Annotated in this window: 15 protein-coding genes and 1 riboswitch; of the genes, 3 read left to right on the top strand and 12 right to left on the bottom strand. The window is 66.8% G+C overall.

The window, feature by feature from the left end; all coding sequences use genetic code 11:
- The 11 genes from ribBA to RMO40_RS07990 form a co-directional block, all read right to left on the bottom strand.
- Positions 1–897: bifunctional 3,4-dihydroxy-2-butanone-4-phosphate synthase/GTP cyclohydrolase II (gene ribBA / locus RMO40_RS08040; protein WP_309718800.1), on the bottom strand; the 897-nt coding region annotated here is incomplete at its 3' end.
- Positions 898–941: 44 nt separating this feature from the next.
- Positions 942–1,568 carry a riboflavin synthase gene (locus tag RMO40_RS08035; protein ID WP_309718797.1) on the bottom strand — a complete coding sequence of 209 codons (627 nt, stop codon included), beginning with the start codon at positions 1,566–1,568 and terminating at the stop codon, positions 942–944.
- A 19-nt stretch (positions 1,569–1,587) separates the two neighbouring features.
- Positions 1,588–2,703 (bottom strand): bifunctional diaminohydroxyphosphoribosylaminopyrimidine deaminase/5-amino-6-(5-phosphoribosylamino)uracil reductase RibD, encoded by a 1,116-nt coding sequence (gene ribD / locus RMO40_RS08030; protein ID WP_309718794.1) that lies wholly within the window; start codon positions 2,701–2,703, stop codon positions 1,588–1,590.
- 27 nt (positions 2,704–2,730) lie between these two features.
- On the bottom strand, positions 2,731–3,720 hold the full coding sequence (locus tag RMO40_RS08025; RefSeq protein ID WP_309718791.1) for a hypothetical protein: 990 nt from the start codon (positions 3,718–3,720) through the stop codon (positions 2,731–2,733).
- 10 nt (positions 3,721–3,730) lie between these two features.
- Positions 3,731–4,867, bottom strand: coding sequence for a hypothetical protein (locus RMO40_RS08020; protein ID WP_309718788.1), 1,137 nt, complete (start codon positions 4,865–4,867; stop codon positions 3,731–3,733).
- A complete protein-coding gene (locus RMO40_RS08015) occupies positions 4,864–5,439 on the bottom strand; it encodes a prepilin-type N-terminal cleavage/methylation domain-containing protein (RefSeq protein ID WP_309718786.1) in 576 nt (191 codons plus the stop codon). The genes RMO40_RS08020 and RMO40_RS08015 overlap by 4 nt, the downstream gene beginning before the upstream one ends.
- Positions 5,436–5,870, bottom strand: coding sequence for a type IV pilin protein (locus RMO40_RS08010; RefSeq protein ID WP_309718784.1), 435 nt, complete (start codon positions 5,868–5,870; stop codon positions 5,436–5,438). The genes RMO40_RS08015 and RMO40_RS08010 overlap by 4 nt, the downstream gene beginning before the upstream one ends.
- 9 nt (positions 5,871–5,879) lie before the next feature.
- Positions 5,880–6,419 carry a GspH/FimT family pseudopilin gene (locus tag RMO40_RS08005; protein ID WP_309718780.1) on the bottom strand — a complete coding sequence of 180 codons (540 nt, stop codon included), beginning with the start codon at positions 6,417–6,419 and terminating at the stop codon, positions 5,880–5,882.
- Positions 6,420–6,537: 118 nt separating this feature from the next.
- Positions 6,538–6,981, bottom strand: coding sequence for a transcriptional regulator NrdR (gene nrdR, locus RMO40_RS08000; protein ID WP_047495006.1), 444 nt, complete (start codon positions 6,979–6,981; stop codon positions 6,538–6,540).
- Between the two features lie 44 nt (positions 6,982–7,025).
- Positions 7,026–8,276 carry a serine hydroxymethyltransferase gene (gene glyA / locus RMO40_RS07995; protein WP_309718776.1) on the bottom strand — a complete coding sequence of 417 codons (1,251 nt, stop codon included), beginning with the start codon at positions 8,274–8,276 and terminating at the stop codon, positions 7,026–7,028.
- 54 nt (positions 8,277–8,330) lie between these two features.
- Positions 8,331–8,467: riboswitch (ZMP/ZTP riboswitch) on the bottom strand.
- A gap of 44 nt (positions 8,468–8,511) precedes the next feature.
- Positions 8,512–9,420: a transglycosylase SLT domain-containing protein gene (locus tag RMO40_RS07990; protein WP_309718773.1), complete on the bottom strand. Its 909-nt coding sequence runs from the start codon at positions 9,418–9,420 to the stop codon at positions 8,512–8,514.
- Between the two features lie 230 nt (positions 9,421–9,650).
- On the opposite strand from RMO40_RS07990, the gene RMO40_RS07985 reads away from it, so the two are divergent.
- Positions 9,651–11,228: a UbiD family decarboxylase gene (locus RMO40_RS07985; RefSeq protein WP_309718770.1), complete on the top strand. Its 1,578-nt coding sequence runs from the start codon at positions 9,651–9,653 to the stop codon at positions 11,226–11,228.
- A gap of 186 nt (positions 11,229–11,414) precedes the next feature.
- On the opposite strand, the gene RMO40_RS07980 is transcribed toward RMO40_RS07985, so the two are convergent.
- Positions 11,415–12,224, bottom strand: a complete 810-nt coding sequence (locus RMO40_RS07980) for a YdcF family protein (RefSeq protein ID WP_309718768.1) — start codon at positions 12,222–12,224, stop codon at positions 11,415–11,417.
- Positions 12,225–12,427: 203 nt separating this feature from the next.
- Here RMO40_RS07980 and RMO40_RS07975 point away from each other — a divergent pair, with 203 nt between their 5' ends.
- Together RMO40_RS07975 and msrA are read left to right on the top strand one after the other, a co-directional pair.
- A complete protein-coding gene (locus RMO40_RS07975) occupies positions 12,428–14,491 on the top strand; it encodes a TonB-dependent receptor (protein ID WP_309718765.1) in 2,064 nt (687 codons plus the stop codon).
- 70 nt (positions 14,492–14,561) lie between these two features.
- Positions 14,562–15,012: peptide-methionine (S)-S-oxide reductase MsrA (msrA, locus tag RMO40_RS07970; RefSeq protein ID WP_309718762.1), on the top strand; the 451-nt coding region annotated here is incomplete at its 3' end.

The raw sequence follows: 15,012 nt of genomic DNA, 5'->3' as shown, positions 1-15,012 counted from the left end.
CGCGCTGGTGTCGTCGCCGCAGTTCAGCAGCACGGCGACACCTCGGCCTGCGGCCTGCACGGCCTGCAAGGCCTTGGGCAGCGGCCACGAGTGGCCACAGGCGCCCACATCGAGCAGGTCCATCACCGACAGCGGCTCGTGCACACGCACCAGCACTTCTTCGCCGGTGTGCACCTCGCCGTGGCTCAGCGCCATGTGCACGCCGCCGGTGCGGTCGCGGAAGGTGGTGCAGTCGAACACGCCCTGGGCGGTGCTGAGCTGGCGCTGTCCCAGGCGCTCGATCAGGCTTTCGTTGCGGCTGCGGTAGCCGATGAGGTCGGCGATGGTGCCGATCTTGAGGCCATGCTCCTTGGCGAAGACTTCGAGATCGGGCAGACGGGCCATGGTGCCGTCGTCTTTCATGATCTCGCAGATGACCGAGGTAGGCGACAGGCCCGCCATGCCGGCGAGGTCACAGCCGGCTTCGGTGTGGCCGGCGCGCATGAGCACGCCGCCGTCTTTGGCTTGCAGCGGGAAGATGTGGCCGGGCTGCACCAGGTCACTGGGTTGTGCATCGCGCGCCACGGCGGCCTGGATGGTGCGTGCGCGGTCGGCGGCCGAGATGCCGGTGGAGACGCCGGTGGCGGCTTCGATCGAAACGGTGAAAGCGGTGCCGTGCTGCGTGCCGTTGCGCGTGGCCATGGGTGGCAGGCGCAGGCGCTCGCAACGCTCGCGGGTGAGGGTCAGGCAGATCAGGCCGCGCCCGAAACGCGCCATGAAGTTGATGGCTTCGGGCGTGACGAGGTCGGCGGCGAGCACGAGGTCGCCTTCGTTTTCGCGGTCTTCTTCATCGACCAGGATGACCATGCGACCGGCGGCGAGCTCGGCAATGAGCTCAGGAACGGGAGAAATAGGCATCCCGCGATTGTAGGCGGCCGGTCTCTCACCGGCAGGGTGAACCCTCAGCCCGCGACGCCGGGGGTGAGCATTCTTTCCACGTAGCGTGCGATCAGGTCGATTTCGAGGTTGACCGCGTTGCCGGCCTTGAGCGTGCCGAGCGTCGTGTTGTCGATCGTGTGCGGGATCAGGTTGATGCTGAACTCGCAGGCGTCCGGCAGGTCGGCCACCCGGTTGACGGTGAGGCTCACGCCGTTGACGGTGATCGAGCCTTTGTACGCGAGGAACTTGGCCAGCGCCTTGGGGGAGCGGATGCGCAGCTCCCATGACTCGCCGACCGGCGCAAAAAACTCGACGTGGCCGATGCCGTCGACATGGCCGCTGACGATGTGGCCGCCCAGGCGGTCTTGGGCGCGCAAGGCTTTCTCGAGGTTGATCGGGCCGGGCTCGGCGAGGCCGGCGGTCTTGTCCAGGCTCTCGGCCGAGATGTCGATGGTGAAACGCTGGGCGGCGGGGTCGAGGCTGGTGACGGTCATGCAGGCGCCGTTGAGGGCGATGCTGTCGCCAAGCTGCACGTCGTCAAGGTAGCCGTTGGGGGCTTGCAGCACCAGCTGTTTGCCGTGAGAAGCGTCGGCGCCCAGCGGCTTGACGTCGACGATGCGGCCGAGGCCGGTGATGATGCCTGTGAACATGGTGGTGAGGGGTGAGGTGTCAGAAGTGCTCGCGGCCCGGTGGGCGTGCGATCAGGCGCAGGTCGTCGCCGAGGCGCTCAATGCTGACGAAGCGTAGCGCAAGCGCATCGTCCAGCGTCTCGATGGGGCCGAACGAGGCCAGGCCTTGGCCGGCCCCCAGCAGCTTGGGCGCCTGGTAGATGAGGAACTCGTCGACCAGGCCCTCTCGCACGAACGAGCCGCTGAGCTTGTGGCCGGCTTCCACGTGCAACTCGTTGATGCCTCGTTGGGCCAGGTCGGTGAGCAGGCTGGCGAGGTCGACCTTGCCGTGGGCGCCAGGGGCGAGTGCGATCTCGGCGCCCTTGGCACGTAGCGCCTCGCGGTGCACCTTGTCGGGCGCGGCGGCGTAGATCAGCACGGCGCCTGGTGGCTCGAGGATGCGCGCGGTGCTGGGCGTGTCGAGCCGCGAGTCGACGATCACACGCAGGGGTTGGTGTGCCGTTTCGACCAGGCGCACGTCGAGCCGAGGGTTGTCTTCGAGCACGGTGCCCACACCGGTCAGGATGGCGCCTGCGCGCTTGCGAAACAGGTGGCCGTCGGTGCGCGCCGCCTCACCGGTGATCCACTGGCTGCGGCCGTTCTCCAGCGCCGTGCGGCCGTCGAGCGACACCGCGGATTTGAGCCGCACCCAGGGCCGCTTGCGCCGCATGCGCGAGAAGAAACCGATGTTGAGCTCGCGGGATTCGTCGGCCAGCAGGTCCATGTCAACGGCGATGCCCGCGGCGCGCAATCGGGCCGCACCTTCACCCGCCACCAGCGGGTTGGGGTCTTGCCCCGCGGCCACCACACGCGCCAGGCCGGCGGCGATCAAGGCGTCGCAGCAGGGTGGCGTGCGGCCGTGGTGTGAACAGGGTTCGAGCGTCACGTACGCGGTCGCGCCACGGACCTCATGACCTCGCTCGAACGCGTCGCGCAGGGCCATCACCTCGGCGTGCGGGCCGCCGGCTTGCTGGGTATGGCCCTGGCCGAGCAAACGGCCGTCGGCGCGGGTGATGACACAGCCAACACGCGGGTTGGGCTCGCTCAGGCCCACGGCCTGGGCGGCGAGCGCCAGCGCGTCGCGCATGGCGGTGTGGTCGGCAGGTGAAAACGTCATCGGGTGGCCTGTGGAGAGGCCACCCATTCAAGGCTGGTGCTGAACGGTGGCCACGGAAACGCCATTGTGCTGCGGTTGCGGCCCGGGGCACGCGGCATCACCGCGGATCACCAGGTAGTTGTGCGGCGCGCTGGGGTTGGCATGCAGGTAGCGGCAGGCTTTGTAGGTGGTGGCGGTGGCGCCAAAGGTCCAGCCCGTGGGCACGATGCGCAAGGGTTCAGAAGCGCTTGTGGGAAGCAGGCAGGTATAGGCGAGGTACTGCTCGCTCGTGCGTCGCACGGTTTCGGTTTCGCAGCGCGCAGCGGCCGGGGTCAGCGTGAGGGCAAGTGGGGCATCGTTGGCGTTCAGTCCATCGGGCACGGGGCTCAACGAGAAGCGGATGTAGCCACGCAGCAGGCGCGCCGTGAGCTCGGTGCAGCGCGTGAGGTCGGCCTCGGTGATGTCGCGGGCGGCGAGCGTGGCGGGCACGCTGCATTCGGCGCTGACCTCGCCAGTGGCGTCGTTGATGATCCAGGCGACGCGGCTTCCGCTCGATGGCTTGAGCACGCTGCGACCTTCGCTCAAACGCCTCGCACCGGGTGGCAGGTGACGTCGGAGCGACAAGCTCATGTCTTGTGTCGGCAGCGCGAGTGCGGCCGAGTACACCGGCGCCAGGCCGTTGATGCTGGAGTGCAGCTGCACGGTTTGTGTCGCGCCGCCTCGGTCTTGCCAACTCACGCTGACGAGGCTGGATTTCAGCGCGGTGTCGGCCACGACATGGCGGTCGAGCGTGAACAGGCTGTCGGTGCCCTCGCTGCGCTGGCTCGCGATGGCCAGGAAGGCCGGCGCATCGGCGAAGCCGCGCAGCTGTTCGAGGTCTTGCTGGGCCAGGCGAACGGCTTCGGCGCGGTGCGCGGCCACATCACCGTTCAGCCGCAGCCACGATTGCATGCGCAGCGCGCCGAGCAAGCCCAGCGAGAGCAGCAGCACGCCGACCAGCGATTCGACCAGGGTGATGCCACGTTGATGCGTTGTCATGGTGTGGGTCTCAAAAGTCACGCCAGCTGCCCGGCACGCGGGCGTAGCTGCCGGTGTGCTGGTGCAGTGCCTGCAGCACGGCGAGGTGGTGGTGGATCTGCGTGCTGCCGCTGGCCTGCAGCGTGTCTTCGAGCACCACGGCGCCGTGGATGGACGCGCCTCCGGTGTCGACCCAGCTGGCATGGGTGCCATAGACCAGGCCATGGATGACGGCGCCGGCCTGCAGCGCCACCGGGCCGTCGACGACCAGCAGCACCGGCCGCTGCGGTGTGCCCAGGGTCACCGGTGTGTCGAGCCGCAGGCCGCCGCGCAGCCACACGAGCTGGTGGCGTGAGGCGGCCTCGGCCAGTGTGGTGTCGCAGGCGTTGCTGCAATCGAGCTCATGCACCATGGGCTGTGCGCGCCAGCTGGCTTTGTGCATGCGGAACAGGCTGGCGAAGAGGCCTTGGGGCGCCAGCGCTGCGAGTGCCGGGTCGGCAGCAAGAACTGAGGCCGACGCAGGCGTGCCCGGTGTGCTGGTCAGTTGCAAAGGCAGGCTGGGCAGGTCGGCGCCGCTGTGCAGCGTGAGACCACCCGAAGCCGGGTCGGTGTGGTGAACGCCGAAGGCACCCGCGCCAAAGCTCGCCGAGCCGCGCACCGTCAGTGCTGCAGCGGGCAGGCTGTCCAGCCCGGGCAGGCGGCCGAGGCGCACTTGCATCTGCGAACGTGAGCTTCCGGATGTGCCACGCGAATCGAGCTGCAGCACGCCGGGAGTGTCTGTCTCGGCAAGCTGGATGCTGTAGGCGAGTGATGCCTCGCCAGAGGGCTGGCCCAAGCCGCTGCAGCGGCAAGACCATTCACCGTCACGCGCGGTGCAGCTCGCTCGCATCGTCGCCACACTGCGTTCACGGAAGGGCAAGTCGCCTGCGTTGCCGCTGGGCCGGCAGTCGTCACCGACCGGCGTGCTGTTGTTGAGCTGCGCCAGCGCCCAGGCGAGCCCCGCTTCTGATGCCTCGCGTGCTTGCGCAGCGCGGTACTGGTTGACGGAGGCCTTGGCATCAAGCAACACGCTGCGGTTCGCGAAAACCACACTCAGCAGTGCGACGAACGACAACAACAGCGTGAGGGCGATCGTGCTCGCGCCGCGTTGTGAGCTGGGGGCTGTCATGTCGGGCAGGCGCCGAGCAGCGCGTCGTTGCGCAGGCGCACCGTGGTGTGGGTGCCGCGAATCGCCGCCGTGTCATGGGTCGCACGGCCTTCGACCTGAATGGCCAGGCTGCGCACCTGTTGCCGTGGGGGGCAGGTGGCAGCGCTGCCCTCGGCGCATTGGCGGGCGCAAAAGCCGGTGAGCACGGTCTCGTCAACGCGCGGGGTGATGCTGAAGGTGGTGACGCGCAAGGTGTGGGGGTCGGTCATCGCCTGCCAGTAGCCCTCGCCCAGCTTCATCTCGATCACCCCGGCACGCAGACGGTAGGCCATTTCGGCATCGCCGCCCGCGTGGAAGAAGCGCACGCCGTTTTCGGCTTCGTCCACCGCGCCGGCGCGGCGCAGGTTGTGTACGACCAGCTCGCTGGCGGTGCGCAGGTCTTGCATCAACCGTGTCTCGAGCAGCAAGCTGCGGCTTTCGCGCAGGTGGTGCGTGATGGCGAGCAGGGCCACGGCGACGACCATCAGGCTGATGGCGCTGCCCACCATGAGTTCGACCAGCGACAACCCGCGCTGAAGGCGGCGCGCGTTCACAGGTTCCAGCAGCGCTTGTTGGCTGCGGTGGTGTTGTCGGTGCGCTCGTCGGCGCCGGAGGTGTAGCTCGTGTGGCCACGCTCGACCGTGAGGCGCAACACGCGGCAGGCGCTGTCGCCAGCTTGTGAGCCGGTGCCGAGGGCGACGGCACTGAAGCCTGTGTTGCTGCTGTCGGTGACCTGGAGTTCGTAGTGGCGTGGGTTGGAGGCCGTGCCGATGTCCATGTCGGCCCCGCTTGCATAGCTGCGGTGGTTGGAGAACCAGCGTTCCTGGTTCATCTGCAACTGCAGCAGGGCGGTGATGCCCTCGATGCGACGTGCCTTGAAGAGCGGGCCCTGGAAGCTGGGGTAGGCGGTGGCGGCGAGGATGCCGGTGATGGCCGTGGCCACCATCAGCTCGATCAGCGTGAAGCCGTGTTGACGTGTGTTCATGGCGGCTCCTCAGCAAGCGCGATAGCCCGACACGCTGGGCTGCGGCGAGCAGGAGCGCACACGCCCCATGATGTTGACCGTGTGCTGCACGCTGCGGCCTTGCGGGCCGGTGATGCGCAGCGTGGCCGCCGGGCTCGCGGTGCCGTGCACCGGGTCGAACACGATCGAGGCGACGTTGCTGTGAAGGCTGATGCGGTGTGCGTCGTCCAGTGCCACGGCCTTGATCGCCTGCGCGTCACCTTCGCAGCTGGGCGTGCCCGCGGCGGTACATTCGCACTGGTCGGCCGAGCCCGTGTGGATCACGTAGCAGCCGGCGTCGGCCCTGAAGCTGACGCGCACGCCCTGGTTGCGATGCACCGCCTCGGCGCGCGCATATTGCAGGTCGCTGGTCAATTCGCTGGCGACACCGCTGATGCGCTGTTTGTCGATCAGCCCGGCGAGCGAAGGCACAGCGGTGGTGGCCACGATGCCCGCGACGGCGACGACCGCCACCATCTCGACCAAGGTGAAGCCCTGTGCCGGTGCCCTGACGAAGCTCTTTCTCTTCATGATTCCCCCCTGTTATTTGGAACGTGCCTGCACTGTAAAAAGTGCTTGCCGTTTCCGCTTCCACCGGGCGGGGGGAAACACGGGGCCTCTGGTGAGGGCACCCGGCGGGGGGATCGCCTTAGATGTCTCTGATCAGCTGGCGGAACTCGTCCACGTCTTCGAAGCTGCGGTAGACCGACGCGAAGCGCACATAGGCCACCTTGTCGATGCGTTTGAGCTCGCGCATGACCAGCTCGCCCAGGCGTGTGGACGCCACTTCCTTGGCGCCGCTGTTGAGCAGCTTGTCTTGAATGCGCTCGATGGCGGCATCGATCTGCTCCACGCTGACTGGGCGCTTGCGCAGCGCGAGCGTCATCGAGGCGCGAATTTTCCCGATGTCGAACTCAGCGCGTGTGCCGTCTTTCTTGACCACCGAAGGCAGCGCAATTTCGGCGCGTTCATAGGTGGTAAAGCGTTTGTCGCAACTTTGGCAGCGGCGCCGCCGGCGCACGACATCACCCTCGTCGGACTCACGTGTCTCGACGACCTGGGTGTCTTCGTGGCTACAAAATGGACAACGCATAAAAGAGAAGGGGCCGCGTCAGCGACCCCAGCCTCGTGTTGCTATCAACGGTAGACCGGGAAGTCGCGCGTCAGCGCGGCCACCTTGGCGCGCACCGCCGCGATGTTGGCCTCATCGTGCGGCTTGTCCAGCACATCGGCGATCAGGTTGGCGGTGGCACGAGCCTGCGCTTCCTTGAAGCCGCGTGTGGTGAAGGCCGGCGAGCCGAGGCGGATGCCGCTGGTGACCATCGGCTTTTGCGGGTCGTTCGGGATGCCGTTCTTGTTGCAGGTCATGTGGGCCGCGCCCAGGATGGCCTCGGCTTCCTTGCCGGTGAGGTTCTTGAGGCGCAGGTCGACCAGCATCACGTGGCTCTCGGTGCGCCCGCTCACGATGCGCAAGCCGCGCGCGGTGAGGGTGTCGGCCAGCACGGCGGCGTTTTTTACCACCTGCTGTTGATAGGTCTTGAATTCGGGCGACAGCGCTTCCTTGAAGGCCACGGCCTTGCCGGCGATCACGTGCATTAGCGGGCCACCCTGGATGCCGGGGAAGATGGCGCTGTTGATCTTCTTGGCGATCGCTTCGTCGTTCATCACGATGATGCCGCCGCGCGGGCCGCGCAGGCTCTTGTGGGTGGTGGAGGTCACCACGTCGGCATGCGGCACCGGGTTGGGGTAGACGCCGGCGGCGATGAGGCCGGCATAGTGCGCCATGTCGACCATGAAATACGCGCCCACGGCCTTGGCCACCTTGGCGAAACGCTCGAAGTCGATGCGCAGGCTGTACGCCGAGGCACCCGCGATGATCAGCTTGGGCTTGTGCTCGTGAGCCAGGCGCTCCATCGCGTCGTAGTCGATGGCTTCCTGGGCGTCGAGGCCGTAGCTCACGACCTTGAACCACTTGCCACTCATATTGAGCGGCATGCCGTGGGTGAGGTGGCCGCCTTCGGCCAGGCTCATGCCAAGGATGGTGTCGCCGGGCTGCAGCAGACCGAAAAACACCGCCTGGTTGGCTTGCGAGCCGGAATTGGCCTGCACGTTGGCGAACTGGGAACCGAAGAGCTGCTTCAGTCGGTCGATGGCGAGCTGCTCGACCACGTCGACGTATTCACAACCACCGTAGTAACGCTTGCCGGGGTAGCCCTCGGCGTACTTGTTGGTGAGCTGGCTGCCCTGGGCGGCCATGACGGCCGGAGAGGTGTAGTTCTCCGAGGCGATCAGCTCGATGTGGTCTTCCTGGCGCTGGTTCTCGCTCTGGATGGCGGACCAGATCTCGGGGTCGATGTTGGAAAGTGTGGATTGGGCGCGGTCGAACATGTGGCAGTCCTCTGTGTCAGAAGTCCCTCGACGAGCCGCATCACGATGCGGCCTCAGGGCTGCCCAGGCGAACGGCTGAACCGACCCCGCTCAATGTCACAAACGCGGGTCGGGCTGCGCTCCCCAGTGGTTCACCACCTCAGGCACCGTGGAAGTTTCCAGGAGCCCCATCGCCAGTTGCGCAGCGGGGGAAGTGTACCGCCGCGGCCTGCGTGCGGTACACCCGATCGAAGGGTCAGCGCAGCAGCGCGACCTGCTCGGTGGCTGGCTTGTCACCAGTCGGCACGGGCTGGGTGTCGACATCCGGACCGGTGAGCGTGGCCGGGAGGGTCACCGGGGTCGTCGGCGCAATCGACGGGGCCGTGACCGAGATCACCTTGCCAGCCGCAATCTGGCGCAGATGCTGCTGCTCGGCCAGCACCTTGCCGGCATAACCGCCGTCATCGGCCAGGTTGGCGGCGCCGACGTAGTAGCGCAAGCCGGCTTCGATGCTGCCGGCGCGCGCGATGCACTCCTTGAGCACCTGCACCCCGACGCGCAGGTTGGTCACCGGGTCGAAGGCGGCGTGGTTGCCACCAAACGGCTCGTACTTGTCATCGTGGATCTGCGTCATCACCTGCATCAGCCCCTGGGCACCGACCGGGCTCTGGGCAAACGGGTTGAAGCTCGATTCAATGGCCATGATGGCGAGGATCAGGGTCGGGTCCAGCCCGGCCCGGGCGCCTATCGTCCAGGCTTCCTTGACCAGACGGCTCACCGGCTCGGGCGCCACGCGATAACGTCGCGACAGCCAGATCGCCACGGCCGCCTGCTGGCGGGTCAGGTCCTTGGGGTCATAGGCGGTGGCGCGGGCGATGGCGTCGGGCTCACCCAGATCGGCCAGGGCCTGTGGCGTACCGACAGTGCGCGCTTCGTGGCGGTCTTGCAGCCAACTCAGGGTGCGCTGCTCCACGGTGTGGCGCAAATCCCGCTGGCTGCTCACGAACACCAGCACCGACACCATCAGCAGCCCGACCAGGGCCAGTGTGTTGTGGCTGACTTCCAGCAGGCCATGGCCCACGTCACGCAAGAACACCATGCTGGAGCGGGCGGCCGTTTGGCGACCGGTATCCAGTTGAGAGACCAATTTCTGAAGCGCTGTCATGTCACTCCTTTCTTCTCTGTCCTCCCCGATGCCGGCCCGAAGGCGCTTGCAGTGGAATGCGACAGTGATAATCCGCGACGAAAAGGGCCGCGGATCGGCAGCGTTGCGCCTGGGGCTCTCAGGTGAGAGTGGCGCGGGTTATCCCTGATCTGCGTCAGGTCCGGGCGGATTCTGGAAGATGCACCCATGCCAGTCAAGCATTACGAACTCATTGTTCATAACCAAAAAGCATGAAATACCGGGATTTGCGTGACTTTATGACAGGCCTGGAGCGGTCTGGCGAGCTCCAACGGGTCGCAGAGCCTGTATCGGCGCGGCTTGAAATGACAGCGCTCAGTGACCGAGTGCTTCGCGCGGGCGGGCCGGCGTTGTGGTTTCAGAACCCCGCCGGTTACAAAATTTCAGCCTTGACGAATCTTTTCGGAACGACACGTCGAGTCGCCCTCGGTATGGGTGCTACAGAGGTAAATGATCTGCGCGACGTGGGTCGCGTGCTGGCCAGCCTGAAGGAGCCGGAGCCGCCCAAAGGGCTCAAGGATGCGGGCAAGTTGTTACAAATGGCCAAGGCCTTGTGGGACATGAAGCCCACTTCGGTGCGCCGCGCGGCCTGCCAGGAGGAGGTGTTGGAAGGCAGCGAGGTCGATCTGGGCGCGCTGCCCATCCAGACCTGCTGGCCGGGCGACGTGGCCCCCCTGATCACGTGGGGCTTGGTGATCACCCGCGGGCCGCAAAACGGGCCTAACCCACGCAAGCGGCAAAACCTCGGTATCTACAGGCAGCAGGTCATCAGCCCGCGCCAAGTGATCATGCGCTGGCTGGCCCACCGCGGCGGGGCGCTCGATTTCCGCGACTTCGCTCTGGCCAACCCCGGCCAGCCCTTCCCGATCGTGGTGGCGCTGGGTGCCGACCCGGCGACCATCCTGGGCGCGGTGACGCCGGTGCCCGATACCTTGTCGGAATACCAGTTCGCGGGCCTGCTGCGCGGCAGTCGCACGGAAGTGGTCGACACCGCCGTGGGCGATGCGGGCACGATGCTGCAGGCCCCGGCCAGCGCCGAGATGGTGTTGGAAGGACACATCCCCACTGCCGCCAAAGGTTTTACAGGCGTGAGCGCTCACGGCGTGGCGGTGAAAGAAGTCGGCGGCTATCTGTATGCACTGGAAGGCCCGTTCGGCGACCACACCGGCTACTACAACGAGCAGGACTGGTTCCCGGTCTTCGAGATCACCCGCCTGACCCGTCGCAAAGACCCGATCTACCACTCCACCTACACCGGCAAGCCGCCCGACGAGCCAGCGATGCTGGGCGTGGCGTTGAATGAAGTGTTCGTGCCCATCCTGCAAAAGCAGTTTCCGGAGATCGTGGACTTCTATCTGCCGCCCGAGGGCTGCAGCTACCGCATGGCCATCGTGAGCATCAAGAAAAGCTACCCCGGCCACGCCAAGCGGCTGATGTTTGGCATCTGGAGCTTCTTGCGCCAGTTCATGTACACCAAGTTCATCGTGGTGACCGACGACGACGTGGACATTCGCAACTGGCAGGAGGTGATCTGGGCCATCACCACCCGCATGGATCCCGTGCGCGACACCACCCTGGTCGAGAACACACCCATCGACTACCTCGACTTCGCCTCGCCCGTCAGCGGCCTGGGCGGCAAGATGGGGCTGGACGCCACCAACAAATGGCCGGGTGAAACCCACCGCGAGTGGGGCCGCACCATCCGCATGGACGCGGAGGTCGAGCGGCGCGTAGCGCATCTGTTCGACGGCGTCATGAATCCTGCCAAACAAGACGCCGCTACTTCATAGCGCATCTCTCTTGGCAATGCCCTGCTCCAGCATCTAACTTTGTGAAGCCTGCATGCAGGCAACCTCACCGGCGCAGTCCCTGCGCTACAGGAGCCCCGGACCTACTTCCTCTGGAGCCCCGAACTGGTGGCGTCAGCCATCCGCCCCCTCCCACCGCAAGGTCGGGAGGGGGTTTCGTTTCAGGGATCACACGCGCAGCAGCAAGGCCAGCAGCTCGCGCAACGAGCGGCTCACGCTGGTGTAGCCGGCAGCGGTGGGCAGCCAGTCGAGCGCGGCACTGTCGACCCGACGTGCCAGGCCCATGGGCGCCGGCTGGATCTTGACGGAGCCGCCCGCCGCCTGTTCGAACACCTTTTGCGCCCGTGGCATGTGCCAGCCATGGGTGACGAGCACGATGCGCGTGACGCCGGCCTGCTTGAGCAGGGGCACCGTGCGCACGGCGTTTTCTCGGGTGTCGTGCGAGCGGTCTTCCAGCCACTTGATCTGTTGGCCGAAGTCGTTCGAGGCCACGCGGGACGCCGTCTGCGCCTCGGGTTGGCCGTCGGCCTGCCCCCAGGCGAGGCCACCGCTGAACGCCACTGGCGCGCCGGTCTCGCGACTCAGCCACAGGCCGTAGCGCAAGCGCTCAAGCGTGGGGGGCGCCAGATTGGCCACGCCGTATTCGGGCGCCACGGTCTCCTGCCCGCCGCCGAGTACCACGACGGCAATCTGCTCCTTGTTCTTGACGGCCGCTTTCAGCTCTGCGATGCCCTCGGCGCTGAGTGCTGCGGGTTGCTTGAGCACGAACTGGTTCAGCCACTGGCCGGTGCCCAGGCAGGCGCTGAGCCACAGGCCGACGATGCTGATCAGGATGACAAACCAGCCCAGGCCGCGACGCGGCAAGATCAGCCGGGCACCGATCAGGATGAGCAGAAAGAAAGGCAGCGGTGGCATCACCAGCGCGGCAAGCACGGGTCTCCACGATTCGATGCCGAGCAAGGTCAGCAGGGCGTTCATGCCGCGCCTTTCGTGAGTTCGTTGGGGTTTCGGGCCGCGATTGTGCCGGACGCTTGCTGGCTCGACGCGCCAAGTTTGCGCCGTCGTGGCGCACGATCGGTGACAAATTGCGCGCTTATCCGGGGTTCCCGGGCCGTGGGGGGCATGAAACAGTCCGGAGCCTTGCCCCTCCAAGCTGAAGAGACCTTCCCAAGATGCCCACGATGCGACTTCGAGTGATCTGCGCGGCCTGGCCCGCTTTGGCCGTGACGGGGCCGAGCTGGGCCCAAACCGAAGCACCCGCCACCTTGCTCGACCCGGTGATCGTGACAGCCGAGCGCTCCCGCCAAAGTTCGTTCGACGCGCCCGCCGCCATCAGCGTGGTCACGCGCGAGGTGCTGGAAAGTGGCGGCCCGCAAGTCAACCTGTCGGAGGCGCTCAACCGCGTGCCCGGCATCACGGTGCTGAACCGGCAGAACTACGCGCAAGACCTGCAGCTGTCGATCCGCGGCTTCGGCTCGCGCTCGACCTTCGGCATTCGCGGCGTGCGCCTCATCGTCGACGGCATTCCCGCCACCATGCCCGATGGCCAGGGCCAGGCCTCGAGCATCGCGCTCAGCTCGGTCGGCCGCATCGAGGTGCTGCGTGGCCCCATGGCCCAGCTCTACGGCAACGCCGCCGGTGGCGTGGTGCAGGTGTTCACCGAAGACGACGCCGCCCAGCCAACCGCCACGGTATCGGCCTCGGCCGGCCCCTACGGCCAGAACAAGCTGGGCCTCAAGTTCAGCACCAGCACGCCTGGCTACGGGCTCACGCTCGACGCCTCGCGCTACAAGACCGACGGTTACCGCGAGCACAGCGCCGCCGAGCGTGGTCAGTTCAACGCCCGTTGGCAAAGCGACCTGACACGCGACACCCACGTGAGCGTGGTGCTCAACGCGCTCGACCAGCCCGGCACCCAAGACCCGCTGGGCCTCACCCGCGCCCTATGGGAGGCCAACCCGCAGCAGGTGGTGCCGCTCGCCATCTCGCAAGACAGCCGCAAGACCGTGCGGCAGGAACAGATCGGCACGGTGATCGAACACCGCTTGAGCGCCGACACCACCTTCACCGGCCGCCTCTACCTGGGCGAGCGCAGTCTCGACAACGCCTTGTCCATCCCGCCGTCGGCGCAGGTGGCGGCCAGGTCGAGCGGCGGCATCGTGCAGTTCGAGCGCAGCTACGGCGGCCTGGCGGCGCAGGCGTCGCACCGCGTGGCGCTGCAAGACGGGCTGGCCTTGCGCGTGACGGCGGGCGTCGAATACGACCGCATGGTCGAGAAGCGGCAGGGCTATCTCAACACACTGGGTGTGCAAGGCGCACTCAAGCGCGACGAACGCAACACGGTCGAGAACCGCGATGCCTTTGCGCAGGCCAGCCTCGACGTGCACCCGCAATGGACGCTCACCGGCGGCCTGCGCACGATCAACGTGCGCTTTCGCACCCAAGACCACTACATCGCCGCCGGCAACCCCGACGACAGCGGCAGCCTCAGCTACCACGGCGCCAACCCAGTGCTGGGCGTGACCTGGCGTGCCGCACCCGAGTTGAACGTCTACATGAACGCCGGCCGCGGCTTCGAGACCCCTACCTTCAACGAGCTGGCCTACCGCAACAGCGGCACGGGGCTCAACACCGACCTGCGCGCCTCCACCAGCAAGCACGTGGAGCTGGGCGCCAAGTGGAAGCTCGGGTCGGCGCAGCGCCTGGATGCGGCCTTATTCGCCATCGACACCCGCGACGAGATCCTGGTCGACACCAACAGCGGCGGCCGCTCCACCTTCAAGAACGCCGAGCGCACCGAACGGCGTGGCCTCGAGCTGTCGCACGTGGCCCAGCTCACCGACGCGCTGCGCAGCACGCTCAGCCTCACCGCGCTGCGCGCTCGTTTCGAAAACGGGAACCGCTTGCCCGGCACGCCCGATCGCAGCGCCTTCGCCGAGCTGGCCTGGGCGCCCAAGGAGGCGTGGGGCGGCTTCAACGCCGGTGCCGAGCTGGTGCACACCGGCGCGCTGTACGTGCACGACGACAACCGCGACGCTGCACCCGCCGCCACCGTGTTCAACCTGCGCGCCGGTTTTGCGCAAGAGGTGGCGGGCTGGCGCTTCACCCAGCTCGTGCGGGTCGACAACCTGGGCGACCGCCGCTACGCCGGCTCGGTGATCGTCAACGACGGCAACAGCCGCTTTTTCGAACCCGCCTTGCCGCGCCAGTGGCTGCTCGCGCTGACCGCCCGCCACGCCTTCTGAAGCCCCTTCGGGCTGTGCTCCCGTGCGCACTGCCAGACAATGCCGACCTGTCTGACATGGAGTCTCACGCATGAGCGCATCAACTGAAACCATCACCTTGGGCGGCGGCTGCTTCTGGTGCACCGAAGCGGTGTACGAGCGGGTGCAAGGTGTCACCGCAGTCGAGTCGGGCTATACCAACGGCCACGTGCTGCGGCCCAGTTATGAGCAGGTGTGTGGCGGCGACACCGGCCACAACGAAGTGGTGCGCGTGAGCTTCGACCCGGCGCAGATCAGCCTGCGCGAGATCCTGGAGATCTTCTTCGTGATCCACGACCCGACCACGCTCAACCGCCAGGGCAACGACGTGGGCACGCAATACCGCTCGGGCATCTACTTCAGCTCGCCCGAGCAAGAGCGTGTGGCGCGCGAGGTGCTGGCCGAGATGGCCGCCAGCAAGACCTACCGCTCGCCGGTGGTGACCGAGCTCAAGGCACTCGACAACTACTCGCGTGCCGAGGACTACCACCAGCACTACTTCG

The sequence above is a fragment of the Rhizobacter sp. genome (assembly GCF_031412075.1).
Taxonomy (GTDB): Bacteria; Pseudomonadota; Gammaproteobacteria; order Burkholderiales; family Burkholderiaceae_C; genus Rhizobacter.
This window is presented reverse-complemented; position numbering and strand designations above follow the sequence as displayed.